Origin of the sequence: Butyricicoccus sp. AF18-9LB (genome assembly GCF_027684505.1) — a bacterium.
Lineage (GTDB): Bacteria > Bacillota > Clostridia > Oscillospirales > Butyricicoccaceae > Agathobaculum > Agathobaculum butyriciproducens.
In genome coordinates this window covers 46,335-71,831 of sequence record NZ_JAQCWA010000011.1, presented here as the reverse complement: position 1 = coordinate 71,831, position 25,497 = coordinate 46,335, and the positions used below count along the sequence as shown (strand labels likewise).

Sequence of the window (25,497 nt, the reverse complement as noted above, 5' to 3'; positions counted from 1 at the left end):
CACAGTTGTCAAGCATAATTTTCAATTTTCTATTCGACAAATTCAGTCTTTTATCTTGCTGTCCTCCGCGGGCAGCAGATCCGGCAGCTCAAACCAGAAGCAGATACCGCCTTCGACGTTCTCCGCGCCGCAGGCGCCGTGCAGGGTATCCGCTATGGCGCGGACAAGCGACAGACCGATGCCGGTGCCGCCGGCCTCTCGGGTGCGGGCGCGGTCGGTGCGGTAGAATTTCTCCCAGATCTTCGGCAGCTCCTCCTCCGGCAGACCATCGCCTTCATTGAACACGGACAGGCGCACGCTGTTGCCGGTTTTTGCGGCCGAAATCTCAATGTGCTTTCCCTCAGGCGTGTAGCGGATAGCGTTGGACAGGTAATTCATCAGCACCTGATCGAGCAGATCGCCGTCCGTGCGGACCGTAATATGCGCGTTCTCATATTCCACGGTCAAACCTCGATTTTCACACAAAACAGCGGTTTTGCGCACCGCTTCCGCACAAAGTGCATACAGATCAATATCCTCGTCGAACGTCTGCTCTGCACCCAGCTCCAACCGCGACAGACTGAGCAGCTGCATGACCAGCTTGTTCATGTGGTCGGCCTCATCGGCGATGGTGTCGCAGTAGAACTTGCGGTCCTCAGGATCATCGGCCACGCCGGCCGTCAGGCCCTCGGCATAGCCCTGAATGAGCGCGATCGGCGTTTTCAGCTCATGCGACACGTTCACGATGAACTCCTGCCGCATATTGTCGATACGCTCCTTCTCCTCGATCTCCTGTGCCAGCTGATCGTTGGACTCCTTCAGCTCACCGATCGACTGCTCCAAATACGCAGACAGGCGGTTGAGCGACTGTCCCAGCTGGTCAATCTCATCGCCGTCCCCCTTGCCGGTGTACTGCATAGAGAAATCCAGCTCACTCATCCGGTCGGCCAGTCCCGCCATTTGAATAAGCGGGCGCGTAAACTGACGCGAGATAACATAGCCACACCCCAGACAAATCAGCAGCGCACAGCCGCCGGCAATCAGCAGAAACACCAGATTCAGCGAAGAATTCTGTTCGATATACGCATAGGGCATATATGCGATCAGATATTCACCGTGTTCCGCATTCAGCACGCCGATCAGACACAAATACTGATCATTATCGCGCAGACTGATCGTCATAAAGCGGTATTCGTTTTTACCCAAATCTACCCAGTCACGATTCTGGACCACGGACGCCAGCACCGCAAAGCTGCGGAACTTCTGCTCCATGTGCCCAAAATCAAACCCTACGTCACCCTCCTGCATGGCAGACGAGGTAATCACATCGCCGTTATCGGTCACCACTGCCAGACGAATGGCACTGCGGCTCTCATAGCTGTCCAGCAGCGCGGCAACATCCGAGGAATCACTCGCGTAGCTGGTACAGATGCTGCCGTAGGCATCACGCAGCTCGCTCCGGCGTGTCATCATATAGTAATCCTGATAGAAAAACACGTTGAGCAGCACAAGAATACCGATAAACACCAGCGCGATAATGCTGATCGCAGCAAAAAACGTAACCCGGATTGACCGATGCTTCAGCTTCATACCTCAAAGCGGTAACCGTAGCCGCGCACGGTTTCGATCATGGTGCCGCACTCGCCGAGCTTGGCGCGCAGCTTTTTAACGTGCGTATCCACGGTACGCAGGTCGCCGAAGTAATCGTAACCCCAGACTGCATTGAGGATACTCTCGCGCGACAGCGCAATCGCACGATTGTTCTTGAAGTAGATAAGCAGCTCGTACTCCTTGGGGGTCAGGTCGATCGGCTTGTTCTCCACCATGACCTCACGGCGCAGCTCATTGACCGACAGCTTGCCAAGCTGTTCGAGCGGTGCACCGGCACGGCCTTCTCGTTTGAGCAGTGTGCGCACGCGGGCCGCCAGCACGATCGGCGAGAACGGCTTGGTGACGTAATCGTCCGCACCGCCTTCCAGGCCGCGCACCTGATCTGCGTCCTCGGCACGGGCGGTGAGCAGCATAACCGGCAGGTGGGTTTCGCCGTGCTCCTGCTCGCGCAGCTCCCGCAGGACTTCAAAGCCGTCCATTCCCGGCATCATCACATCCAGAATGGCCATATCCAGTCCCGGACGGCGGTTCTCCAGAATATTCAGCGCTTCCTTTCCATCGGCGGCTTCGACAATGGTATGACCGTCCCGCTTGAGAAAGTCGCTGACCAGACGACGGATACGCGCCTCATCGTCTGCGATTAAAATAGTAGACAATATAATTCCACCTTACATTCTTATAATACCGCAAGTATACCGCCGGTGTTTGTTCGTTGTGTGAACAAAATCATGGGTTTTCAATTTTTGTTGAACGGGAGATTGCTGCTTGAGAAGCGAATGGGTCTTGCCTCCCCTACTGCTGCACATACCGACTACTCAACGCAAAGGGCGGCGTAACAGCGCCGCCCAGAGGTTTTATTGGTTATTATGCTCAGCACCGCCGGATTAGGCTGTATACAACTCGTAGCTATACGGAATCCACAGTGCGGGCAGGCTGCTGTCGGCTGTTGCCTTGTGCATGGTCAGCTTGACGTATTTGCCGTTCTCTTTACCGGTATTCGGGTCGGTAAACCGGTATGTCAGCGATGCAAATTCGTTATTATCGCCGTAAATCTTCACAGAATCACCGTCAAATATGCCGTACATATCACCTAAACCAAGGAAAAATGCGGCTCCCTGTTCCGGTATCTGATCTTTCTGCAATACTCTTTGCAGATTTGCCAATTCATCATCGGTATAGACCGGCAAATCAAGCGTACCGTACAGCAAATCAAACTGCTCTGCGGTCAATCCCTTTGCAGAATCGGCCAGATGCTCCACCGTTGTCGGTTCGGTATTGGTAATATCCTCGAAAGTCACCCTATCAGCGGCATAGACCTTATACTGTGCTTCGGTTGTCCAGTCGATACGGCTGACATAGACCTCACAGGAATTATTATCCGTATTAACGGCAACCTGATACGGCTGGTCATGCTGTGCGCCCATATGCAGTACCGCATAATGTGCACCGAGACTTGTCAGCAGCTGTGCACGGCGAACGGTACCGTCCTTATCCGTCAGGTCGTCGAGTGCAAAATCATCCGCGGTGATATTCTGCGCGGCAGTGAACATTTCCTTGTACTTGGCAGCAATCTCCTGATTGGCCGGGTCATACTGCACATCGGATACATATTCGAGCAGATACGTCAAGCCGTCCTTCTGCGCAAGCTCCTTAGCCGGAACCGGATAATTCTCCGTCCAGTTATCGCCGTATGTACTATGCAGAACAGCAGTCGCATCCGCGCGTAATGTCATAATTGCACCGTCCTCGGTCGAGTCGCGGCTGTCATCGCCCATGGCATTCTTCATGCCGAACAGGATACTGTCGTCCTCCTGATTGCGCTTGGCGTAGCCGTTATCAACGAAGGACTGCGGCAGCTTGAGACTGTAATTCAGCGAATCGTTGTAGTAATCCGTTGAGGTAATATCGCTGTCCTCGTTCTCGTCCGCACTGTCGCTCCCGCTTGTATACACCGCCGTTGCCTTATGCTGAATATGGCTTGCGTCCGTGTATTCCAGCGTGATAGCGTGGTAGAACGGATAGCTGATGGTACTCGAGAGCATTTCGCCAAGGCTCGTCGGCACGGTATAGACCCAGCCATCGCCGGATTTCTGCAGTGTGGTCTGCTCATCAATCACACCAAACTGCGAGCCGTCCTCCCAGTTCACCAACCGATTGGTGATTTCCACACCGCCGACAGGCTCGGTCTCAAATGTGAAGGTGATGGTATCGCCAACCTGCAACAGCGGTGTATCACCGCTCATAATAGCATCCAACGCATTGACACCGGCGTACAGCTTCTCTTTTCCGCTCTGCACTGTGATGTCCTCGGTGATACCGATTGGCTGCCAGTAACCTGCGTCTGTCTGCTCCATGACTACATAAGCCGGCGCGAGATTATCTCCAAATGTCAGCTTGACTTGCGCAAGCTGTATGCCGTCCGCGCTGTCGCCCTGCCACATCGTATTTGTGTCCTGCAAAAGCATCAAATAGGAGTCGCCGTGCAGCGCCATGCCGAAATACTGCATGGCCGCCTGTGCCGGATCGGCGTAGCCTCTTATCATCTGCGTATCCATGCTGTCGATGTACTGCGGCACGGTCGGCCACGACAGACCGGTCGCATAGTACGTCCGGAACAATTCGCTCTGCGTCATGCCGTCCGTACTGAGTTCGCGGATATAGCCGATCACCGAGCTGTTTTTGTTCTCGCGGATGGTCTGCACGATGTACGCCGAGCGAACATCGTCCGGTGCGCTGCTCGTGTATCGGAATACGACCGTGTAGTCCTGCTCGTCATCGGTGGGTACAAGCACGAAATCCGTTGCAGACGGCGAGGACGGACCGTATTTCCACGTCCACTGCTCACCGCCGGTCATAGCCATCTGCTGCGTGATAAGGTCTTTCTGACCGTCCGGCGTCAAAATCGGGAAGATATACTGTGCGCTCTTGTGCAGAACTGCGCGTGCGTACTGCTGCGCGAGATCCGCCGCCGTGCGGGAACGAACGCCGCTGCCGTCCGTCCAGTCCTGCGGCAGCCAGCCCTGACCGAACTGATTTATCATGGTGACAACAACCTTGCTGTTATCTTTAAACGTGAATGTCGCCTTGCGGATGTCGTTGTACGGTGCGGCATCTTGGTTGCTGCCTTCCACCTGACTGGCCGCCGGGAAAATACCGAGCAGCACTTCTGCTGCATTTACCGGGTCGCTGATATTGTAGCCGTTTGTGATTTTCCACTGGTTGCTGTCCGAGAGAAAATCCGGCAGACCGAGGTCATTCTCATACAACAGCTTAAATTCATCCAGAGAAGTCACGCGGCCGTTTTCCGGCACAATTTCGCTGTTCGATACGGCCCACTCTCCATCCTGTTTTGCAAAGGTCAGCTTTTGTACCACACGTCCGGGAATGGTTTCGCCCGGATTATCGCTGAACTCTCTATCCGTGATCAAATAGGTGTCTTTCCCGTCCAGTTTGACCGTATAACCGATATTTTCCGCCTCATTCGCCTGTTTTTGTGCCAGCTGTATACGCAGCTCTTTCGTTAGACCCTTATCGTTATCACCGACCGCGATCGTGCAGCTAAGCGAACCGACCAGTAGCACGATCATCACAACGAGCGCGACACCGCGTTTTTTGACCGACTTGTCAAACAGTCCCTCAAACCGACGCATGAGCGTCTTTTTGTCATCACCGAAGCAGGACACCAAAGCCTTTCTCTTTTGCGCCTGCGCGATAGCCGACCGCAGGATGGTCTCGCCATAGGCTCGACGGTACGCGCCATCGTGTCCGCGAACAACCGCGTCGTCGCACGCCGCCTCAATATCCTCCTGCGCGAATCGCGCGATCAGATGCACCAGCGGATTGAACCAGTGCAGGCAGCGTGCCGCCAGAAGCAGCAGCTTGAGCCACAGATCGCCGTGCTTGTAATGCGTCAGCTCGTGGCGGAAAATGAACGCCGCATCCGTCCGGGAAATGCGCTCATCCGGCAAATACAGCGTCGGATGGATAAATCCGGCCAGCATCGGGCAGTCCGCCGCCGAGGATACCCGCAGCGGGATTTCCCGGTCAATAACCAGGTCGGCGCACTGCTCCTGCAAAATCGTGTGCAGATCCGCGCGTTCGACCGAACGGGACGTACCTTTCAGGCTGCGTATCAGCCGGTAATAGCCAATCCCCTGCCAGAGTACGCAGGCAATCACGCCTGCCAGCCACAGCGTCAGCAGAATGTCGGTAATATCCACGGTCTTGACCGTGCCGGTATCTGCCGCGCTGAGCGTTTGCGCCTGCGTGTCCGTCACCCATCGGGTTGGGTTCTGCACAACCGGAAGTCCGGCCTGCCGGAACGCCGTCTGGTCGCTCTGCACCACATAGCTGGTGCGCGGCATGACCTGCACCGGCGCCTGCGGCAGTGTCAGCTGCACCGGAATGAGCAGCCGCAGCGCGAGAATCGCCCACACCACACATACCATACGGGCCGGATAACGCTTTTTCATCAGCCGCCGCAGAATGAGCGGCACGAGCGCCGCCAGCGATACGGTCAGGCCGATCTGCATCAGGTTGTTGAGCAGTTTTTCCGAGAATTGCAGCATAAGATCCCCTCCTTAGTGCGTCTGCCTGTCGAGGAACACGCGCAGCTCGTCGATGTCCTGCTCGGTCAGCGCGCCCGCATCCGACAGGCTCGCGACCAGATTCTTCACCGAGCCGCCGCACAGCCGGCGCAGAAAGCCGACGCTCTCACGCTGACGGTAGTCCTTCTCGCTGACGAGTGGCGTGTACAGGTTTTGCCGTCCCTCCTTCGTGCAGGAAAGAAATCCCTTATCGCACAAGCGGGACAGGAACGTGAGCACGCTGGTCATTTTCCAGTCCTTATCCGCGTGCTGCTGCACCTCGGCCGCCGTGACCTGTGTGCCCAGAGACCAAATGGTCTGCATGACCTCCAGCTCCGCATCGGGCAATCGCTTGTCGTTTCGCATAGTCTAACCCTCCTTCTATTCTACAAATGTAAAACACCTTTTATTGCTTATATTCTACAATAGTAGAAGATGGTTGTCAATCCTTATTGCACAAATTCCCGCAAAGTGCGCTGACATATACAAATTGTTTACATTTTGTAATTTTTATTGCGTTGACAGTGCTGTTTTTTTAGGATATGCTTTAATAAGATGCGTTTGATTTATCCATTCGGCACGGATTTTTCTGCACCGGCTGCGCGGGGTATGCGAACTGCGTAAGCGTGTTCGCCCTATCCGGGCGGAGTGTTTTCCGCTGAACCTCAGCGAGGGATTCGCCGCCGCTGCGGCGGGAACGTCGCGGCACCCGCCGCGGGGGCAAAAAGGAAGGACAACCTGCGGTTTTCCTTCCTCTTTGAACTCCTACCTTTCCCTTGTTAGATAGTCTGGCGAAAATCGGAGAGCGGCGACCGCTCCAAAACAGGAGAACGACAGTCGGGTTACCACTGCGTTTGTTTCGTGAAATGTTCGCAGTTCACAGATAACGTACTGCTACACAGGTCGGAGGGTCAACGCAGGCGCGACACAAGGTGAAACCACATATGTAGCAGAACGGTATCCGGCACTGCGTATAGGTTTCGACATGGGAGCACACTGTGCTCCCCTACGGTAGAAAAAATCCTCTGCCGTCCTCCTGATCGAAGCGGTCGCCGATCTCTGGTCTGCGCCAGACTAAGAAATAAAGGGAAACGGGAGTTAAGAGGGTAGAAACCGTAGGTGTCTACCCTCTTGCCCCGCCGCGGGGCGCGGCGAATCCCCGCGCTCTGCAGAGCGCAGCTCTCCGCTTGATTTCAGGCAAAAAACCTACCGTTCACAATCAAAAACCTGTTTTATATAAAACCCAAAGGAGTTAATTTTCCATGCGAAAAACCGTTTCGCTCGTGTTGGCCATCTGCGGCACGCTGCTGCTTCTGCTGCTGTTCGCCACCGGACGTTTGATCTATACCCACGTTTACAGCCAGGACTTTTCCGACATCGCGGAAACCGGACCGCAATCCACCATCACCCTCACCGAGAATGACGTGGAGGTACCGCAAACCGATGACAACCAGAAAACCGCTATCATACAGCTTCTCAGTGAGCAGACCTACACCGCCTATCCGCACTTTATCAAGCCCAGCCAGAACAAGCTGACTGCCAACCGCCTGACCGTGACCTTCCAGAACGGCAACTCGATCGGCGTGAATACGGACGGCTATGTGTTCGTCAACGGCAAGCTGCGCGCCATCAAGAGCGGTGACGGACGCAATCTGTACCACGATCTGTTCGTGCTGTTCTATCCTACGGCGAAGGAGTAACAGAATATGAAAAAATTAACCGCTTTATGGCTGTCTCTGCTGCTGGCGTTCGGCACACTGACCGGCTGTGCCGGTCAAATCGGCATTATTGGCGGTGCGGACGGACCGACCGCCATCATCACCTCGGACAGCGCTTCCGCTGTTTCCGTCACCGAGGATGGGCAGTACGACAGCAAGGACGAGGTTTCCGCCTATCTGACCGAATACGGACACTTACCCTCCAACTACATCACGAAAAAGCAGGCGCAGGCACTCGGCTGGCAGGGCGGCTCGCTCGAGCCGTATGCACCCGGCTGCTCAATCGGCGGCGACCGGTTCGGCAACTACGAGGGCACCCTGCCGGACGGCAGCTATCACGAGTGCGACCTCAACACCCGCGGAGCCGACAAGCGCGGCACGGAACGGCTGGTCTACGCGGACGACGGCCGAATCTACTACACCGCCGACCATTACGGAAGTTTTGAGGAAATCACAGAATAGCTTTTACAATAATTCAATTTCGGGGGAAATGAGAATGAAAGAACTGCTTTTGGATGCGGAAACGCTGTACACGCGCGAGCAGCTGCACGATGTGCTGACCAAGGTGTGCGGCTTTCCTGCTGACTACGGCCGCAATCTGGACGCACTGTACGACCTGCTGACCGCCTATCCGGCGGCGCGGCTTACGCTGCGGCACCCGGAAATGCTGGTCGTACATCTCGGCAATTACGGCGAGCTGGTGCTCCGCGTGCTGGCAGACGCGGCCGCCGAAAATCCGGCGTTTACGCTCAATGTACAGTAACAGATAAAAAGAAAACCGAGGCATAAGCCTCGGTTTTCTTTTTATTCCGGCTTGCTTGCAAGCCGCACCCGCATGGCAGGATTTCGTCCAGAAATCCGAGCCATTGGCTCCGCCGCAGCGGACAGCGCGTAAGCGCGCATATAATAGAAAAAGGCGGTCTATGCCGCCTCTTTTCATAAAATCCCGCGACATGTGCGTGGGATTTTATACAAGTAAGGGATTCTGTGTGCCCGCAAAGCGGACGCGCAGAATCCCGCCCCAGACATGTCCGAGCTATTGCTCGGCATGTCCTCCTCGATCACGAGCGTGGTCGTGATCGAAGTTAGAATACGGTTACGACTGCACCCTTATAGGTCTCGTCAACGTACTTCTTAACATCGTCGCTCTGCAGCGCCTTCTTCAGCGCCTGAATCTTGTCGCTGTTCTCCTCCCCGGAACGGCAAGCAACTACGTTTACATACACCTTAGCGTAGTCCGGGTTCTCGGTGATGAGGGAGTCCTCAGAGGCGTTCAGGTCTGCCTGCAGTGCATAGTTGCCATTGATAACAGCAAGGTCAACGTCTGCCAGAGAACGCGGCAGCTGCTCTGCAGCGATCTCCTGGATGTCCAGGTTCTTCGGGTTCTCGGTGATATCCAGCTTGGTAGCATCGGAGGTCGGGTCAATGCCGTCCTTCAGCTTGATCAGACCGGCATCCTGCAGCAAAAGCAGTGCGCGGGTCTCGTTGGAGCCGTCGTTCGGAATGGCAATGGAAGCGCCGTCCTTCAGCTCCTCGATGGAAGCGGTCTTGCCGGCGTAAATGCCGAACGGCTCGTAGTGCATATCGAATGCAGAAACCAGATCCGTGCCGTTCTCCTTGTTGAAGTTGTTCAGGTACGGGGTGTGCTGGAAGTAGTTTGCATCCAGATCACCGTCAACCAGTGCGGTGTTCGGCTGCACATAGTCGGTGAACTCAACAACATTCAGGGTGTAGCCCTCAGCCTTGAGTGCATCCTTTGCCGCATTCAGGATTTCAGCGTGCGGAGTCGGGGTAGCGCCAACGGTGATCGTCTTGTCGTCGCCTGCTGCAGCGCTGCTGCTGTCAGCTGCAGCGCTGTCGGTCTTGCTGCCGCCGCAAGCGGTCAGTGCGGTCAGGCACAGGGCGCCTGCCAGGATTGCTGCGATTGTCTTCTTCATGGGAATTCGCTCCTTTTCTGATATATATCATTTTTAATGATAACAAAATAAAATTGAGAATGAAAAACGATTATCTGTTTCTCTTATCCAGATGGTGTGCAAGACGCATGCCGACCTCCTGAAAAATCTGAACAACGATAACGATAATGATAACCGCTACCAGCATGATCGGGAAATTATAGCGGTTATAGCCGTAGTTTACGGCTACGGTACCCAGACCGCCGCCGCCGATAAAGCCTGCCATTGCGGAATAGCCGAGGATGGTAACGACCGAAATCGCGCCGCCGACCATCAGGGACGGCTTTGCCTCCGGCACGAGCACCTTCCACACGATCTGCCACGGGCTTGCACCCATGGACTGTGCGGCTTCGATCACACCAAACGGCACCTCCTTGATGGAGGATTCGACCATGCGGGCTACATACGGTGCTGCCGCAAAGGTCAGCGGAACGATCATCGCAGTGGTGCCGATGGCCTTGCCGACAATCGCGCGCGTAATCGGCGTAATCATAACGGCAAGAATCAGGAACGGGATAGAGCGCATGATATTGACAACCACGCCCAGAACCGTGTTGACGACCGGCATCGGACGGATGCCGCCCTTATCGGTAACAACCAGCGTCAGACCAAGCGGCAGACCGATCGCATACGAGATAACGGTCGAAACAATGACCATATACAGGGTTTCCCAAAGGCTCTGCGCCCAAACATTAAACGGAAGCATAATCGGCTACCTCCTCTGCGTGTACGTTCTGGGTTTCGAGGTACGCCAGTGCGCGTTTTGCCGCGCGTTCGTCCTCGGGAAGCTGCAGGATCATCTGACCGTAAGCCTTGCCATCCATGTTCTTGGTGTCCGCGAACATAATATTTACCGGCGCCTTGCACTCGAGCACCATGTTGGATACCACCGGCTCGAACGACGAATTGCCGTCAAATACAATGCGGCAGTACCGCTTGCCGGTCGCAAGAGAATTGCGCTTGCCGTCCGGATAGATAAGCTGCTTGGCCATTGCGGATTTCGGTCGGGTGAACACCTCGTCCACCGTGCCGACCTCGGCAATACGGCTGGAATCAATGATCGCAACTCTCTGGCAGATCTCCTCGATGACCGCCATCTCATGCGTGATAACGATGATGGTGATGCCGAGCGTCTTGTTGATCTCCTTGAGCAGCGCGAGAATGGAGCGCGTTGTCGTCGGGTCGAGTGCGCTTGTCGCCTCGTCGCACAGCAGGATTTTCGGGTTGGTCGCAAGTGCTCGTGCAATCGCCACACGCTGCTGCTGACCGCCGGACAGCTGGCTCGGATAGTTATCCGCTCGGTCTGACAGACCGACGATCTCGAGCAGCTCACGCGCCCGTTTTTCCGCATCTGCTTTGCCGGTTCCCGCAATCTCCAGCGGAAAACAGATATTCTGCAGTGCGGTTCTCTGCTGCAGCAGGTTGAACTGCTGGAAGATCATACCCATCGACCGGCGAGCCTCGAGCAGCTGCTTTTTGCTCAGTCTGCCGAGTTCCTCTCCGTCCACCGTTACCGTGCCCTCGGTGGGCTTCTCCAAAAAGTTGATACAGCGTACCAGTGTGGACTTGCCTGCGCCCGAAAGACCGATAATGCCGAAAATCTCGCCGCGATAGATATCAAGGTCGATACCGTTCAGCGCAACTACCGTTCCGGCTCTGCCGCGAAAGGTCTTGTTCAGGCCCTGAATCCGGACGATCACATCCTGTGCCACATTCATTCCTCCTTACATTTTCAAAAGAAAAGCGGAAAGCAGGTTTCTGCTTTCCGCCCGTTTTCTGTATCAGCCGCATGAAAAGCGGCCCGCCTATGCGTTTCAGCCTTACGGCTGCTTCGCAGAAAAACGAGCAGAACCACACATCATGCACATTTCCATTCGAACTGCACGCACTGTGATTTCCTCCTTTTCCTACGATTTTATAAATAATCTAAGCTGTGGGATAAGTATAGCCTTTTGCAGACGGTTTGTCAAGTAGTTTTGTCCAAACAGAACACAAAATACGATCACTCGATCAAATACTGCTTAACCAGACGGGCATAGAACATATTGCCGTAGGCATAGCGCCAGCCACCGTTTTCCTTCACCGCCATCGGATTGTCGTACTGGACAGTGTTGCCGCCGGACTGCTCCTCCGCGAACTTTTCCGCCAACTCGGTGCTGTAAACGCCGTTGAACTTGGCTGCGTAATCGAGAAAACCGCTGCCGTAATTATACGCCTGAATGATGCAGTCCAGATCACAGTCCAGCGATTTACCCTTGCGCAGCAGGTGTGCAAAATAGGTGCATCCCTGCCGGATCGAGCTCTCCTCCTCGAGTGAATCGTTCGGCAGACCCGCGCTGCCGGAGGACTGCATGATATCGGTCAGCTTGCCGCCGCTCTCCACCTGCATGATAGCCAGCAGTACATCCGTGTACTCCGGAATGCTGTTCTGTTCGGCGTATTTCTGCACCACCGGCTGATAATACATAACCGACTGATAGACATTCACTGCCTTGGCTACCTGCTTGACCTCCTCGGTCGCGCTCGTGCCGGAATTGCCGGTATCACCGTCCGCGCCGCTCTGCTGCGGTGTGCTGATCAAATGCCGAAAGGCGAAAATAAGCACAATGAGCAGGACTGCCAGTCCGAGCAGCGCAAACTGCCGACGGCGTGCCCGCTGTCTGCGGCGCACTTCCGCCTCGGGCAGACGGCGTCTGACCGTTTTCTGCGTTCTTACCGGCTGCATATGCCGCGTACTGCGATGTGCATGGGCGGTTTTCCGCCGATCGCTGCCTCTGTTATGTCGTTTTTGTTGCTTTCTTGCCATGTTATCACTTTCCTGTGACAAAGTGGTTGCTCTCACCGGTGACCGGGCGGAACCTTCCCTGTCACCATTGGCATTATTGGCTATTTTACCACAACATTGCGTTTTGAGCAACATTTCAGGCGATCATCATGTAATATTTTCCAATTCCAATTTGCTCCGCAGCAGCCCCTCCTGCTGTGCCCAGTCGCGCAGCACGCGGTTTTTTTCGTTGACCGGACCGAACAAATCCAGACAGCAGACCGCATTTCCGCACTGCCGTACAAGCGCCTGTGCACGCGCGTAAGCGTCCTCGCCGATTGGCTGGTACGCCCGCTCGGTGACGGTCTCGACCGCCAGAGCACGAGCCGTCGGCAGCTCTACATCGTTCTCCGGCAGAATGCCCGCCGCGAACGGAATGCCGCGCCGCTGCAGCCTGCGGTACAGTGCCGTTCCGCTTCCGCCGCCGCCGATAACGAACACGCGCGGCTCGCCTGTCACCCGCTCGAGCTCCAGACTGCCGAACTGCTCGTTATAAGTGCCGCGCCCGAGGTCATACAGGGTGCGGATGTAGTCGCCGGTGAATACCTGCTCCGGCGTGCCGCAGCGCTCAATTCTGCCGTTGTGAACGCAGATGAGCCGGTCGGACAGCTTCTGCGCCAGATCAATCTCATGCAGCGAGAGAATGACCGCCACCTGCTTTTCGCGCACCAGCTGCTTGAGCACGGTCAGCAGTTCCAGCTTGTAGCGAATGTCGAGGAAGGAGGTGGGCTCATCGAGCACAATGACCTCCGGCTCCTGGCAGATGGCGCGGGCCAGCAGCACACGCTGCCGCTGTCCATCGCTGATGCAGGAAAAATCGCGGTCGGCAAGCTCATCCGCGCCGACAAGCGCAAGCGCCTCGTCCACCTTGGCGCGGTCCTCGTCGCTGAGCAGACCAAGCCGTCCGGTGTACGGATAGCGGCCTGCAGCCGCCACATCCCAGCAGGTCATCAGCTCCGGCCGCACATGCTCGGTGAGCAGCACAGACATCGTGCGCGCAAGATCACGCTCGGGCAGGGTCTGCAGCGATTTGCCGTCCAGATACACCGTACCGCCGATGAGCGCCAGCTGACGAATGAGGCTTTTGAGGATGGTCGATTTACCCGAGCCGTTCGGACCGATGAGCGTTAAAATCTCACCGCGGTGAACACTCAGGGCGATGTCTCGGATGAGCGGCACACCGCGGTAGCCGACGGTCATTTCTTTTGTTTCGACAAAAGGATGGGACATTTTGTACCTTCTTCTTTAACATGATTGCTTACGAAGCAAGAGAATCTTGCCTACCCGGCAGGGGCGCCGTGCCCACGGCGAGGGGCATAAGGGTGGACACCAAGGTTTCCACCCTTATGAATCCCGTTTCCTTTTGAGATAACACGGCGGCAATTAGAGAACTGAGACTATAAGGAGAACGGCTGTACTGTTCCTCTTCCGTAGGGGCGGACCAATGTGTCCGCCCATTTCCCTACCTTAGATGCTCAAGCTGTTTTCTGTCTGCTACACATGCGGGTTCATCTACGCTGGGTGCGGCATGACAGTGCCGCACGATTTGTGAGCCGGTTATAACAGACAGCATCTGCGTAGATAGATTCTACTAAGCAGAAAAATTCGTAGGTGCCGGGCGTTACAACGTGCCCAAGGGTTGCGCGGCACTGCCATGCCGCGCCTGCGGAGACCTTCCGACCTGTGTAGCAGTACGTTATCTGTGAACCGCGAAAAAGCGGAGAAAGACACGCAAGAGTAACCCGACTGCCGTTCCCCCTTTTCGAAGCGGTCGCCGGTCTCTGGTATGCGCCAGACTATCTAACAATAGGAAACTGGAGTTCCAAGAGGATAGAAACCTTGGTGTCTATCCTTTTGGTCCCCAAGCCAAGGGTTGGCTCCCACTCCCTCTGCGTGAGGACGCAGACTCACCCTCTGGAGGACTTCCGATGCACCATAATATAAATGACGACCGGTGCACCAAACAGGGCTGTTACGGTGCTGATACTCAGTTCCGTCGGTGCAAACACCGTCCGCGCGATGAGATCGCACAGCAGACAGAATCCCGCACCGCCGAGAAAGCACGCCGGTATCATCAGGATCGGCTTTGCCGTGCCGAACAGGCTTTTCGCAAGATGCGGAACCGCGATGCCGACGAACGAGATCGGTCCGGCAAACGCCGCTACACACGCCGAGAGCACGCTCGACAGCAGGATCAGCACCACGCGGAACGCGGCGATATTGACGCCCATACTGCGGGCATACCCCTCTCCGAGCTGGTACGCGCTGATCGGCTTGGACAGCAGGAACACGCACACGAGCGACACCAGCACCACCGGCGTCATCACGCGGATATTGTCCCAGGAAATGCCCGAAAAGCTGCCCATCGACCAGTTATGCAGGTTGACAATATTGGAATCCTCAGCAAAGGTAATGACGAAATCCGTCACCGCCGAGCAGATATAGCCAATCATCACGCCGCTCACAACCAGCAGCGGCATCTGCCGCACGCGCTGCGCGATGAGCAGCACAAAGCCCATCGAGAGCATGGCTCCCGCAAAGGCGGCTGTTATCATGACGGCAGAGCCGAGCACGCGCCCGCAGGACAGCGCGCCGATCATCGTCAGCGCGACCGTCAGCTTGGCACCCGAGGAAATACCCAGCACGAACGGCCCCGCGATCGGGTTGGCGAAAAAGGTCTGCAGCAGAAAGCCGGAGACAGACAGCGCACCGCCGAGCAGGATGGCCGCGAAGATACGCGGCAGGCGAATCTCCCACACGATGACCGCATTGTCGCTGCTGTGCGTCAGCAGAATCTGCGCGACCTCTCGGACAGACAGGTGCAAGCTGCCCGAGTTGACATTCCACACGAATAGCACGGCCAGCAGTGCCAGAAGCACGGCAAACGCGCCCGCATAACGCATTTTAGGCTGCGGTTTCATGGGAAATCCTCTCCTTTCAGGACAGCTTGTGTAAGTATTTCAGGGTGGACGGGTTGCCGTCTGCAATGACGGTATGGAAGTCACGGATCAGCTCGTCCAGTTCCATTGTGGACTGGTACAGGTTCTTCTCCGTACACCATACATTGCCGGTTTTCACGGCCTTGAAGTCCGCAAGCAGCGGGCTTTTTTCCAGCAGCTGGTCAAGCGTCTGCAGCTCACTGTCGATAGTGGCGTTGTAGATCATCACATCCGCGTCCTTGGCTCCGGCGTAAAAACTCTCCATCTGCATGTTGACGGTGGACTTTGCCGTATCGTCTGTCAGATCGTCAAAAATGTATTTCCCTCCTGCCAGACTGATCATTTCCGCGATATAATCCGTGGATTTGCGAACATTTGCCGCACCGTTCGACGTGATGTAAAAGAACGAAACCGTCTTGCCGGCTGCCGGCTTCTGCAGGATATCCACAATGCCGTCCACCTTATCCGCAAATAGCTTTTCCGCCTTGTCCTCGCAGCCGAGCAGCGTACCGTACACCTTGATCCACTCCATGCGGCCGAGTGCGTGCGGCTCGTAGCTGGAACGCTCGACAAACACCGGAATACCCAGCTTTTCGAGCTGCTCCTTGACCTCGGGCGTATGGTAGATCATGGTATTCTCAATAGCAAGATTGCAGTCAGCGGAGTAGATGGTCTCGTAATCCGGCGCGCTGTACTTGCCCGCATAGGTGATCTTGCCGTCCGCCATCGCCTGCTTGGCCTCGTCGATGTACCAGCCGTCCTGCTTGGTGCCGGACAGTGCAATACTGTCCAGCGCATCCAGTGCAACGAACTGGTCCATGACACTCGAGGAGACCAGATAAATGCTGTCCAGCGGCTGCTGCAGCACCACGATATCTGCGTCCAGACCGTCCGGCACGGACGCGTTTTCCGGAACGACCAGATAACGTGCGTCGTCCTTCACGGTAATGAGCGAATAGCCGCCGTCATAGTGATCGACCGAGAAGCACTCGGCATACTCCAAATCCACGCTGTCGGTCGGCTGCATGTCGCTCCACGAGACCGCCGCCTGCGTCTGTGCGGTCGATTGCCGGGCAGTTCCGCAGCCGGACAGACCGCCGAGCAGCAGTGCCGCACTCAGACACCATGCTGTAATTCTTCTCATTTTGCTGCCGGAGCGATGGACGCAGAGTCAAAACGCAGCGTGTACTCGATCTCGTGCGGCTCACTCATTGCGGTAGTGTCGGCTACGACCGGCATCGCCCAGTCAAAGCCCGCAACCGGAATTTCAAACGTGGAGTGCTCATTTTCGATCACAGCATCGTACTTTTCGTCGTTCACCTTCATGTAATCGTAGTTTTTGCTGCTCCAGATGATCTTAGCCGTCACCTTGCCGCCCGAAACGGTCAGCGCTGCGGGAGATTCCACGCTTGCACGGCCGGAGCCGCCGGAAAGCGTTACGTCAGCGGTGTAGGTGCCGTCTGCGAGAGACAGGCTCTCAGCGGTGGTCATTACGCCGTCTGCCAGTGCATCTGCCGGCAAAGAGTCCGCACGGAACACCAGGGTGCGGTCGTACCACTTCTCCTTCTTCTTGCTGAAGGCTGCACAGTCAATACCCTCATCGAGCGCCTTAACCGGAACGGTAAAGCTGTGTGTACCGTCAGCTTCCTCGGTAAACGGAATGTAGCCGGCCTCAGCGGCAGCGGCAGCCTCCTCGCCGGTGCCCATATAGACGTACAGATAACCGGTACCGCCCATGTGCATCTTAGCGGTCATTTCGCCGTTCTTGACGGTCAGCTCGCATGCGGTAACGTTGAACATGTTGGAGCTGGAATCGACGGTTACATCGTAGGTGCCGTCCTTCACTTTGTCACCGGTGATCGGCGTCATGCCGTCCTCAACAACATCCTCGACATCGGCCATATCGGACGCAGAAGCGACCTGAGAGGTGGTGCTGCTGTCCTGCGCGGAGGTGTCCTGCTGGGTGCTGCCGCCGCAGGCGGAGAGCAGCATGAATGCCGCAAATACGGCGCTTAACAGTGCTTTTTTGTTCTTCATTGTGGTTTCTCCTTTGTTTTGCGATATAAACGGGATTTTGATGAATCGCTGCCATTCAGGGCATTTGCGCTTGAGAAGCGAACGGAATCTTGCCTACCCGGCAGGGGCACAAGAGGGTAGACACCAAGGTTTCCACCCTCTTGTGAATCACCCCTTTCCTATCATAGCACGGCGAAAATCAGAAAGACGAGACCGCTCTGAAAAAAGGAACGGCAGTCGGGTTACCGCAGCGTGTCTTTCTCTGCCTTTTCGCAGTTCACAGACAGTGTACTGCTACACAGGCCGGAAGGTCTGCGCAGGCGCGACATAACCGTGTCGCGCAACTCTTTTACGCGTTGTTACTCGCAGCACCTGCGAATTACACCTATCGCATTTTCTTCACTCTGGGTATAATTTTCCATTCTCCATTTTCAATTCTGCATACCAAAATCGACAATCAAAATCTCACAAAAACAGGGTCCGTCCGCATTCCACGGCTCGGACCCTGCTGTTTACTTGATTTACTTCAGGGAATCAATCGCTGCCTGTGCGTGTGCAACAAACAGATCCTGGATTGCCTGCACAGAGCCAAGGCCCTCAACTACGGTGGTTACCTCGAAGCCTGCCTTCTCAAACTCGGTCTTCCAGGAGCCGTCCTCGTCACCTGCCATATCGTTATTGGCATGGTCGCCTGCAACGATCATCAGCGGACGCAGAACAACCTTCTTATAGCCGCCTGCCTTAACGGCTGCGATTACGTCATCGAGGGACGGAGTTGCCTCAACAGTGCCGACAAAGTAGTTGTCGTAGCCTGCGGCCTTGAGGGTTTCCTGCATCTTGGTGTAAACGCTGTTGGAATCCGCCTCGGTGCCGTGACCCATGAAGCAGATTGCGGTCTCGCCGTCGTCATACTCCTTGGTTGCGTCTACGATGGCATTCATAACCTTCTGGAAGTCGTCGTCAGAGGTCAGCAGCGGCTCACCGAGTACGATCTTCTCGAAGGAATCCGAATAGCCTGCCAGCTCATCCTTGAGGTCGTTGTACTCCAGACCGTTCATCAGATGGGTCGGCTGAACAACCAGGGTCTTTACCTTGTTAGCTACGGCGCGGTCCAGTGCCTCGGTTACGTTGTCGATCTTCTCCCCGTCACGCTTGTTTACATGGTCGATGATGATCTGGCTAGTAAAGCCGCGGCGTACCGCGTAATCCGGGAACGCCTTCTGCATAGCCTTCTCGATGGCGCCGATGGTCTCACGGCGGCTGTCGTTATAGCTGGTGCCGAAGCTGACTACGAGCAGCTCGGTATCGCCAATTTCATCCTGATTCAGCGGATCGTCCAAGGAAGCGTCACCCGTTTCATAGTTTTCGTCCGGATCGGTCTGATCCTGCGCATCGGTCTGTGCAGTGGTGTTATTGTCCTTCGTGTCGTCCGCAGCTGCGGTCTTGCTGCCGCCGCAAGCGGTCAGCATGGACATCAGCATGCCGGAAACGATCAGCATAATGCCGAGCTTCTTCAGTTTGCTTACTTTGCTCATGGTTTTCCTCCTTCGTTTTGCCTGCAAAGCGAAAGCGCACACTTTGAAAGAAAAAGGGTACGGAAAACACACAATCCCCCCATCAATATATGATGAAAGGGACTGCTTGAATCAAAAATCATGCGGTATCAGTACAATCAATAACTCGTGACCCGGAAGCAGCTTCCCGTACCAACAGACCGGCAGGTTTCCTGACTTGCGGCTCTTAAGGCAATACCACATAATTGAACAAGGGCGATTTGCGAGTAAATTCTCGCGTACTGACGAGGCGTGGTTTTGCGGTAATACTTGATGTATTACCGTGAAATCACAACGAAGTCAGGACACAAAATTTCCGCAAAGCGCCACAGCTTTCATCATGCGATGTTGCCTTAGAACTGCCGCCTTCCCGATACCGTAATATCAGTGACGTAAATGGCAGTCCATTTCCCGCTTACAGTGACGAGATCGTGCAGGATTTTCACCTGCTTCCCTTTTACCCGCTGCTCCTTTGCAGACAGCGGCACCGACTGTTCGCTTATTTACTTATTGCGCGGGAAATTCCCGCATTGCACGAGTATTATACTATATTTAACCGTCAATTACAACTGTTTTCCGGAGAAAAACACGCTCTCATGTCTCCTGCGGCCGGAAAACCTTTTTCCGCACGATCAGGTAGCACACAAAGTGCGCCAGGATGGTCAGTATCCACGAGATCGGGTAGGACGCATACAGGATGAACAGCGTATGCTGCACACGAAAGACCGTAAAAATCCAGATGATACGGAACACACATGCGCCAATCAGCGAGACGATCATTGGCAGCATGGAATAGCCCAGACCGCGTATTGTGCCCGCGAGCACATCCATCATGCCGCACAGGCAGTAGGTGACGCTGATGACCGACAGGCGCTGCATACCGAACGAGATGACCTCCAGATCATCCGAGTAGATGTGCAGCAGATGATTGCCGAGCAGATGTGCGCCGTTGCCGAGCACCAGACCGATCAGTGTGACGATGCACATGCAGCGCACGAGTGTCTGGTCGATGCGGTGATAATTCTTTGCACCGAGATTCTGGCTGGTGAAGCTGATGGAGGTCTGATAGAGCGCATTCATCGAAATGTACACAAAGCCCTCAATGTTGGCGGCTGCCGTGTTGCCCGCAACCGTTACTGCGCCGAAGCTGTTGACCGAGGACTGAATGAGTACGTTCGAGATATTGAAGATAACGCTCTGCATACCGGCCGGCAGACCGATCTGCATGATGCGGGCGAATTTATCCGCGCGGAAGTGCAGACGGCGCAGGTCGAGGTGGCACATACCATCCGTTTTGACAAGGCACAGCACGGTTAGACCCGCCGAAACGCACTGGCTGAGCACGGTGGCGATAGCCGTTCCGGCAACGCCCATGCCGAGGATGCACACAAACAGCAGGTCGCCGAGGACGTTCATCACGCCTGCCGCCATCAGGAAGTACAGCGGACGCCGGGTATCGCCCACGGCACGCAGTACGGCGGCACCGAAGTTGTAGATCATGGTTGCCGGCATGCCGATGAAATACACCTGCATGTACAGCACAGCCTGGTCAATAACCTCGTCCGGTGTGGCCATCAGCGTCAGCATGGGACGTGCGAGCACAACGCCGAGCACGATCAGTATCGTGCCGCCAATTAAGCCGGTAAGCAGCGCCGTCTGGATGGTCTGCTGCACACCGTCATAATCCCGCTCGCCGTAATGCCGCGCGACAAGCACGTTCGCACCGACCGAAATACCGATGAATGAGTTGACCAGCAGGTTGAACAGCGAGGTGGTCGAGCCGACCGCCGCCATCGCATTGCTGCCCGCAAATTTGCCGACTACGACAATGTCGGTCGCATTGAACAGCAGCTGCAGCACACCCGAAAGAATCAGCGGCAGCGAAAACAGCAGGATTTTGCTCAGCAGCGGACCGCTGCACAGGTCCATCTCGTAGCTGCGTTTCATTCGTTAAAGCACTTCCCTTCTTGCGTAAAGTTTCTCTATTACCTATATTATCTATCGGAATATCGGTGGTGTCAATGGGTGATTGTGTTTCGGACGCATTCATGGTATAGTGAAGTCACAGTAGAATGATAAATTAGGATTTGATAAAGGAGCGTGATTGCATGGAAAAAGGTGTCATTCTGAAAGTGATTAGTATTGTTTTTACTCTCATAACCATTTTAGCAATCGCCTGTGCTATTACAGGTTCAGGAAGTGGCTTCTTGGATTTGAGCAATATTGCGAGAGCCGTATGCATCGGAGTTGCTGTAATCTGCGGTATTCTTGCATTTGTAACTTGGAAATGCTCTAAGTCAACACCGCACAATTAAAGCGGCGGTGCTTTGCGGAAATTTTGTGCCCTGACTTTGTTGCAGTTTCACGGTAATACATCAAGTATTACCGCAAAACTGCGCCTCGTCAGTACGCAAAATTTACTCGCAAATCACTCTTGTTCAATTATGCGGTATTGCCCTAAGTCAAAAGCTTGACCAATTCCGGTTTGATCAAACAAGGAAATTATTGGAGAGGAAAATAAGGAATTAGAAAGCGAAAAGAAAGTGATTGCAGATAAAGCAGCATCCAAGGAGGCGATTATATGAAAAAACGCCTGTTATCTGCCGTTTTGACGCTGGTTTTATGTGCTTATCCCGCTATGGCGGCTGATTTCGGCACGCTGACAATCTCCTCTGACCGCGAGGTCATAGATGATTCTGTACTGTATGAGCTTGCCGCAGCGGACGAACCCAGCACGCTCACCTTGCGCACACCGAACGGGGAAACCGGCTCTCTGATGTTCGATGGCACAGAGTATCACCTGCAGCCGTGCGGACAGACCGACGAATTCACCTATCCGGTTTTGTTTTCCGCAGACGGCGAAAACGCCTATGGTCTCCCCTACACCGAATGGTTTATGTCCAATTCCGACATCGGGCAGCACATTTTTGATCCGGTGACCGAGTGGGACGCCCGGCATATCTGTTCCGTGCCGCGCTGGCGCGACTGCGGTACACTGCGCCTGACCGGACAGAACAAACTCAAGCCGCCGTATGCGCTGCTGACGCGCTTTTTTGCAATCCATCGAGATCGGAATGCCGCCCTTTCTCTGGAAATGCAGCCCGCTCTGGGACAGCCCCTGTTACTTGCATACCATAACGGAACTTACACGCTGACTGAGACCGATCCGAACCGGTTTATCCGCACCGAGTGGACACAGCTTGTGCCGCTGCCGACGAATGACCTGCGCACGCTGTCCCTCACGCTGATCAACGCCAGCGGCGAACCGCGCCCGCTGTTTACGTTTCCACATCCGGTAACGTATCTGACATTACCTTCTATTGTGTAACAATCAAATTTTCAGGAGAGTCCCCCGCTATGATTAGAGAATTACGAAAAGCAGATATCAATCAAGTTGCCGATATATGGCTGGATACCAATATAAAGGCACATTATTTTATCCCTGCCCAATATTGGAAAAGCAATTTGGAGATTGTGAAAGAACTGCTGCTGCAGGCAACTGTCTATGTCTATGAGGACAATCAGAAGATACAAGGATTTATCGGGCTGAATGGCGAATATATTGAAGGCATTTTTGTTTCTGAGGCAATGCAGTCGCAGAGCATCGGTAAAAGACTGCTGAATTATGTAAAGAATACAAGAAGCAAACTGATTTTGAATGTATATCAAAAAAACACACCAGCAATATCTTTTTATCAAAGAGAAGGATTTGAAATTCAGTACAGCGGCCTGGATGAAGCTACCGGAGAAAAAGATTATGGAATGGCGTGGCAGCAGAAGTAAAAATACAGTTTTTCAAACAGTTATAGAAACACAAACCCCCGTCAAAGACGGGGGCAGCTTGTCGAAAAAGTCAGATTTCTATTTTGTGCTTCGTGCGACAGCACGCATAAAATAGAATTTGCGCAGCAAATTCATAAAAACCGGGGGCGTGGTCCAGACCACCCTCTCTTGCCGCTATGCGGCAATTCACCTTGTGTACCTCGGTTTTTATACAAGGGAAGAAAAAATGTGTCCGGAGGACGCGGTTTTTCTTCAGCATTCGATCGAAAGCGTGGTTTCGATCGAGAGGCTGCTCGAAAAACGATAGTTTTTCGACAGCCTCTACCCCCCGTCAAAGACGGGGTTTTGTTATACCTGAATCGCAAAAAGAAAGAGTGGAAAGCGCTTCACTCTCCACTCTCAAACTTTCACTCTAAATTAGCGGCTCTCCAGCAGACGGGTCGTCTCGGAAGAATCGATCAGATTGGTCATGCTGCGCAGGCTGATGCCCAGCGTAGACAGGTTGTGCATCATCGCAGAGGTTGCAGGAGCCAGCACGCCAGCAACGCCCAGACCGATCAGCGAACCGTTAAAGCCAATTACGAAGCGGTAATTGGAGTTGATGCGGCTCATCAGACCCTGTGCGATACGGCGCAGCGCAACCAACTCAAACAGATTCTCGGCTGCGATGGTGATGTCCGCAATCTCACGGGCGATGGCAGCGCCGTCGCTGATGGCTACGCCAACGTTAGCCGCCGACAGCGCCGGAGAATCGTTGATACCGTCGCCGAGCATGATAACCGTATGGCCTGCCGCGCGTTCCTGCTCGACAAAGTTTGCCTTGTCCTCCGGCAGAACCTCAGCGCGGTAGTCGTCCACGCCGACCTCAGCCGCGATAGCCGCTGCCGTGCGCTCACTGTCGCCGGTCAGCATGACTGTGCGCTTGATGCCGAGGGCGCGCAGCGCCTTCATCACATCGCGGGCCTCCGGACGAAGCGGATCTGCGATGCAGATAACGGCCGCCAGCTCACCGCCGATGGCCAGATACAGGTGCGAAAACTCGGGCGGGAGTGCATCATACTTCTCCTGCTCACCGGCCGGAACCGTACACTTTTCATCCTCGAAGATAAAGTGTGCACTGCCTATAACGACCTTCTTGTTTTCAACCATGCTGGAAATGCCGTGCGCTACGATATACTCAACCTGCGAGTGCATTTCCTCGTGCGCCAGATTGCGCTCACGCGCAGCGCGGACAACGGCGTTCGCCATAGAGTGTGGGAAATGCTCCTCCAGGCAGGCTGCAACGCGCAGCATGTCATCCTCGGTACGGCCGCCGAACGGAATAACCCTGGCAACCACCGGGCAGGCGTGCGTCAGCGTGCCGGTCTTGTCGAATACAATGGTATCCGCCTGCGCGACAGCCTCGAGGAACTTGCCGCCCTTGACCGTGATATGATACATGCTTGCCTCACGCATGGCGGACAGAACCGCCAGCGGCATAGCCAGCTTGAGCGCACAGGAGAAATCAACCATCAGCACGGACAGTGCACGGGTGACATTGCGGGTCAGTGCGTAGCTGAGCGCACTGCCGACCAGCGTGTACGGCACCAGCTTGTCCGCCAGATTGGCGGCATGGCTCTCAGCTGCACTCTTGAGCTGCTCGGACTGCTCGATCATGGAAACGATCTTGTCGTAGCGGCTCTCGCCGGAGGACTGGGTGACCTCGATCACGCAGTCGCCTTCCTCGATGACCGTGCCGGCGTAAACCTGCGTACCCGGACGCTTTGCAACCGGCATGGATTCTCCGGTAAGCGATGCCTGATTAACCATGACTTCGCCTTCAACAACCTCACCGTCCAGCGGGATGACGCTGCCCATGCGAACCAGAATGTGATCACCGACAGCGATGTTTGACAGCGGTACAAGTACCTCTGCGTCATCGGTTTTGAGCCATACGCGTTTTACGTTGAGCGACATACAGCGCGCCAGATCGTCAACCGACTTTTTGTGCGTCCACTCCTCGAGCAGCTCACCGATATCGAGCAGGAACATAACCGAGCCTGCCGTGGAGAAGTCCCGGCGTACCATCGAAACACCGATGGACAGCGCGTCGAGCAGCTCAACCTTCAGCTCTCTGTGAATCAGGCGCTTGAGACCGCGGCCGAGGAACGGCAGCGACAGCCAGATCGTGCGTGCAATCTGCAGCGGCGTTGGCAGGAACAGCGTGCAGGCAAACTTCGTAATAACCTTGCCGACCAGCTTTTCCTGATACTCACGGTTGAGCGCACGGCCGCTGTGGGTCGGCGTCAGCGCCGTAACAGACGGTGCAGTATAGTTAAACTGAGCGATCGCGCGGATGATATTCTCGCGGTCACCGATGTAGCGGATGACAGCACAGCAGGTGCGCTCGTGCACGGCTGCGTTGAGTACACCCGGCTGATTCTGCAGATATGCCTCCAGCAGATCAGCCTGCTCCAGCGTCATGCGGTACTGCTTCATGCGCACGCGAAGCCGTCCGCGGCTTTCGTGTTCAATGAATGCTTTCATAGTAAAA

21 protein-coding genes and 1 riboswitch are annotated in these 25,497 nt (G+C 55.0%); of the genes, 6 read left to right on the top strand and 15 right to left on the bottom strand.

All coding sequences use genetic code 11. The features are described from left to right. Positions 1 to 42: 42 nt before the first annotated feature. The 4 genes from PGY33_RS08490 to PGY33_RS08475 form a co-directional block, all read right to left on the bottom strand. Positions 43 to 1,569, bottom strand: a complete 1,527-nt coding sequence (locus PGY33_RS08490; protein WP_118753702.1) for a sensor histidine kinase — start codon at positions 1,567 to 1,569, stop codon at positions 43 to 45. Further along, positions 1,566 to 2,246, bottom strand: coding sequence for a response regulator transcription factor (locus PGY33_RS08485; RefSeq protein ID WP_110435724.1), 681 nt, complete (start codon positions 2,244 to 2,246; stop codon positions 1,566 to 1,568). The genes PGY33_RS08490 and PGY33_RS08485 overlap by 4 nt, the downstream gene beginning before the upstream one ends. A gap of 228 nt (positions 2,247 to 2,474) precedes the next feature. Next, the gene (locus PGY33_RS08480) at positions 2,475 to 6,158 is read right to left on the bottom strand and encodes a M56 family metallopeptidase (RefSeq protein ID WP_270478201.1); all 3,684 of its coding nucleotides are present in this window, start codon (positions 6,156 to 6,158) and stop codon (positions 2,475 to 2,477) included. 12 nt (positions 6,159 to 6,170) lie between these two features. After that, positions 6,171 to 6,542, bottom strand: coding sequence for a BlaI/MecI/CopY family transcriptional regulator (locus PGY33_RS08475; protein WP_118668013.1), 372 nt, complete (start codon positions 6,540 to 6,542; stop codon positions 6,171 to 6,173). An 896-nt stretch (positions 6,543 to 7,438) separates the two neighbouring features. Between PGY33_RS08475 and PGY33_RS08470 the strand changes: the two genes are divergently transcribed. The 3 genes from PGY33_RS08470 to PGY33_RS08460 are packed head-to-tail and all read left to right on the top strand — an operon-like array spanning position 7,439 to position 8,657. Continuing rightward, the gene (locus tag PGY33_RS08470; protein WP_117750705.1) at positions 7,439 to 7,876 is read left to right on the top strand and encodes a hypothetical protein; all 438 of its coding nucleotides are present in this window, start codon (positions 7,439 to 7,441) and stop codon (positions 7,874 to 7,876) included. Positions 7,877 to 7,882: 6 nt separating this feature from the next. After that, positions 7,883 to 8,356, top strand: a complete 474-nt coding sequence (locus PGY33_RS08465) for a ribonuclease domain-containing protein (RefSeq protein ID WP_270478198.1) — start codon at positions 7,883 to 7,885, stop codon at positions 8,354 to 8,356. 34 nt (positions 8,357 to 8,390) lie between these two features. Beyond that, complete coding sequence (locus tag PGY33_RS08460) at positions 8,391 to 8,657, top strand: barstar family protein (RefSeq protein ID WP_158574361.1); 267 nt, start codon at positions 8,391 to 8,393, stop codon at positions 8,655 to 8,657. 322 nt (positions 8,658 to 8,979) lie between these two features. Here the strand turns inward: PGY33_RS08460 and PGY33_RS08455 are convergent, their stop codons facing one another. The 10 genes from PGY33_RS08455 to PGY33_RS08410 form a co-directional block, all read right to left on the bottom strand. Then, entirely contained in the window at positions 8,980 to 9,831 is an 852-nt protein-coding gene (locus tag PGY33_RS08455; protein ID WP_118479750.1) for a MetQ/NlpA family ABC transporter substrate-binding protein, read from the bottom strand. 70 nt (positions 9,832 to 9,901) lie between these two features. After that, positions 9,902 to 10,555 carry a methionine ABC transporter permease gene (locus tag PGY33_RS08450; protein WP_118284818.1) on the bottom strand — a complete coding sequence of 218 codons (654 nt, stop codon included), beginning with the start codon at positions 10,553 to 10,555 and terminating at the stop codon, positions 9,902 to 9,904. Continuing rightward, positions 10,542 to 11,567 carry a methionine ABC transporter ATP-binding protein gene (locus tag PGY33_RS08445; RefSeq protein WP_118360570.1) on the bottom strand — a complete coding sequence of 342 codons (1,026 nt, stop codon included), beginning with the start codon at positions 11,565 to 11,567 and terminating at the stop codon, positions 10,542 to 10,544. The genes PGY33_RS08450 and PGY33_RS08445 overlap by 14 nt, the downstream gene beginning before the upstream one ends. A gap of 284 nt (positions 11,568 to 11,851) precedes the next feature. Further along, entirely contained in the window at positions 11,852 to 12,574 is a 723-nt protein-coding gene (locus tag PGY33_RS08440) for a lysozyme family protein (protein ID WP_243022902.1), read from the bottom strand. Positions 12,575 to 12,781: 207 nt separating this feature from the next. Further along, positions 12,782 to 13,903: an ABC transporter ATP-binding protein gene (locus PGY33_RS08435; RefSeq protein WP_119189557.1), complete on the bottom strand. Its 1,122-nt coding sequence runs from the start codon at positions 13,901 to 13,903 to the stop codon at positions 12,782 to 12,784. Positions 13,904 to 14,580: 677 nt separating this feature from the next. After that, a complete protein-coding gene (locus tag PGY33_RS08430; protein ID WP_118479746.1) occupies positions 14,581 to 15,594 on the bottom strand; it encodes a FecCD family ABC transporter permease in 1,014 nt (337 codons plus the stop codon). Positions 15,595 to 15,610: 16 nt separating this feature from the next. After that, a complete protein-coding gene (locus tag PGY33_RS08425; RefSeq protein ID WP_118479744.1) occupies positions 15,611 to 16,756 on the bottom strand; it encodes an ABC transporter substrate-binding protein in 1,146 nt (381 codons plus the stop codon). Then, a complete protein-coding gene (locus PGY33_RS08420; RefSeq protein ID WP_270478189.1) occupies positions 16,753 to 17,649 on the bottom strand; it encodes a hypothetical protein in 897 nt (298 codons plus the stop codon). The genes PGY33_RS08425 and PGY33_RS08420 overlap by 4 nt, the downstream gene beginning before the upstream one ends. Positions 17,650 to 18,149: 500 nt before the next feature. Beyond that, a complete protein-coding gene (locus PGY33_RS08415) occupies positions 18,150 to 19,163 on the bottom strand; it encodes a sirohydrochlorin cobaltochelatase (protein WP_442861279.1) in 1,014 nt (337 codons plus the stop codon). Positions 19,164 to 19,327: 164 nt separating this feature from the next. After that, a riboswitch (cobalamin riboswitch) is annotated at positions 19,328 to 19,688 on the bottom strand. An 87-nt stretch (positions 19,689 to 19,775) separates the two neighbouring features. After that, positions 19,776 to 21,128: an MATE family efflux transporter gene (locus PGY33_RS08410; RefSeq protein WP_270478187.1), complete on the bottom strand. Its 1,353-nt coding sequence runs from the start codon at positions 21,126 to 21,128 to the stop codon at positions 19,776 to 19,778. A gap of 161 nt (positions 21,129 to 21,289) precedes the next feature. On the opposite strand from PGY33_RS08410, the gene PGY33_RS08405 reads away from it, so the two are divergent. From PGY33_RS08405 to PGY33_RS08395, 3 genes are all read left to right on the top strand, one after another. After that, the gene (locus PGY33_RS08405; RefSeq protein ID WP_270478185.1) at positions 21,290 to 21,496 is read left to right on the top strand and encodes a hypothetical protein; all 207 of its coding nucleotides are present in this window, start codon (positions 21,290 to 21,292) and stop codon (positions 21,494 to 21,496) included. Positions 21,497 to 21,762: 266 nt separating this feature from the next. Beyond that, entirely contained in the window at positions 21,763 to 22,509 is a 747-nt protein-coding gene (locus PGY33_RS08400) for a hypothetical protein (protein WP_270478182.1), read from the top strand. A 29-nt stretch (positions 22,510 to 22,538) separates the two neighbouring features. After that, positions 22,539 to 22,964 (top strand): GNAT family N-acetyltransferase, encoded by a 426-nt coding sequence (locus PGY33_RS08395; RefSeq protein ID WP_118479734.1) that lies wholly within the window; start codon positions 22,539 to 22,541, stop codon positions 22,962 to 22,964. Positions 22,965 to 23,381: 417 nt separating this feature from the next. On the opposite strand, the gene PGY33_RS08390 is transcribed toward PGY33_RS08395, so the two are convergent. Continuing rightward, on the bottom strand, positions 23,382 to 25,490 hold the full coding sequence (locus PGY33_RS08390; protein ID WP_270478180.1) for a heavy metal translocating P-type ATPase: 2,109 nt from the start codon (positions 25,488 to 25,490) through the stop codon (positions 23,382 to 23,384). Positions 25,491 to 25,497: the final 7 nt, after the last annotated feature.

Coding starts and splice junctions, on each gene's coding strand:
- PGY33_RS08490 (WP_118753702.1), bottom strand. CDS start 1,569: ATGAAGCTGAAGCATCGGTCAATCCGGGTTACGTTTTTTGCTGCGATC.
- PGY33_RS08480 (WP_270478201.1), bottom strand. CDS start 6,158: ATGCTGCAATTCTCGGAAAAACTGCTCAACAACCTGATGCAGATCGGC.
- PGY33_RS08475 (WP_118668013.1), bottom strand. CDS start 6,542: ATGCGAAACGACAAGCGATTGCCCGATGCGGAGCTGGAGGTCATGCAG.
- PGY33_RS08470 (WP_117750705.1), top strand. CDS start 7,439: ATGCGAAAAACCGTTTCGCTCGTGTTGGCCATCTGCGGCACGCTGCTG.
- PGY33_RS08465 (WP_270478198.1), top strand. CDS start 7,883: ATGAAAAAATTAACCGCTTTATGGCTGTCTCTGCTGCTGGCGTTCGGC.
- PGY33_RS08460 (WP_158574361.1), top strand. CDS start 8,391: ATGAAAGAACTGCTTTTGGATGCGGAAACGCTGTACACGCGCGAGCAG.
- PGY33_RS08455 (WP_118479750.1), bottom strand. CDS start 9,831: ATGAAGAAGACAATCGCAGCAATCCTGGCAGGCGCCCTGTGCCTGACC.
- PGY33_RS08450 (WP_118284818.1), bottom strand. CDS start 10,555: ATGCTTCCGTTTAATGTTTGGGCGCAGAGCCTTTGGGAAACCCTGTAT.
- PGY33_RS08445 (WP_118360570.1), bottom strand. CDS start 11,567: ATGAATGTGGCACAGGATGTGATCGTCCGGATTCAGGGCCTGAACAAG.
- PGY33_RS08440 (WP_243022902.1), bottom strand. CDS start 12,574: ATGCAGCCGGTAAGAACGCAGAAAACGGTCAGACGCCGTCTGCCCGAG.
- PGY33_RS08435 (WP_119189557.1), bottom strand. CDS start 13,903: ATGTCCCATCCTTTTGTCGAAACAAAAGAAATGACCGTCGGCTACCGC.
- PGY33_RS08430 (WP_118479746.1), bottom strand. CDS start 15,594: ATGAAACCGCAGCCTAAAATGCGTTATGCGGGCGCGTTTGCCGTGCTT.
- PGY33_RS08425 (WP_118479744.1), bottom strand. CDS start 16,756: ATGAGAAGAATTACAGCATGGTGTCTGAGTGCGGCACTGCTGCTCGGC.
- PGY33_RS08420 (WP_270478189.1), bottom strand. CDS start 17,649: ATGAAGAACAAAAAAGCACTGTTAAGCGCCGTATTTGCGGCATTCATG.
- PGY33_RS08415 (WP_442861279.1), bottom strand. CDS start 19,163: ATGAGCAAAGTAAGCAAACTGAAGAAGCTCGGCATTATGCTGATCGTT.
- PGY33_RS08410 (WP_270478187.1), bottom strand. CDS start 21,128: ATGAAACGCAGCTACGAGATGGACCTGTGCAGCGGTCCGCTGCTGAGC.
- PGY33_RS08405 (WP_270478185.1), top strand. CDS start 21,290: ATGGAAAAAGGTGTCATTCTGAAAGTGATTAGTATTGTTTTTACTCTC.
- PGY33_RS08400 (WP_270478182.1), top strand. CDS start 21,763: ATGAAAAAACGCCTGTTATCTGCCGTTTTGACGCTGGTTTTATGTGCT.
- PGY33_RS08395 (WP_118479734.1), top strand. CDS start 22,539: ATGATTAGAGAATTACGAAAAGCAGATATCAATCAAGTTGCCGATATA.
- PGY33_RS08390 (WP_270478180.1), bottom strand. CDS start 25,490: ATGAAAGCATTCATTGAACACGAAAGCCGCGGACGGCTTCGCGTGCGC.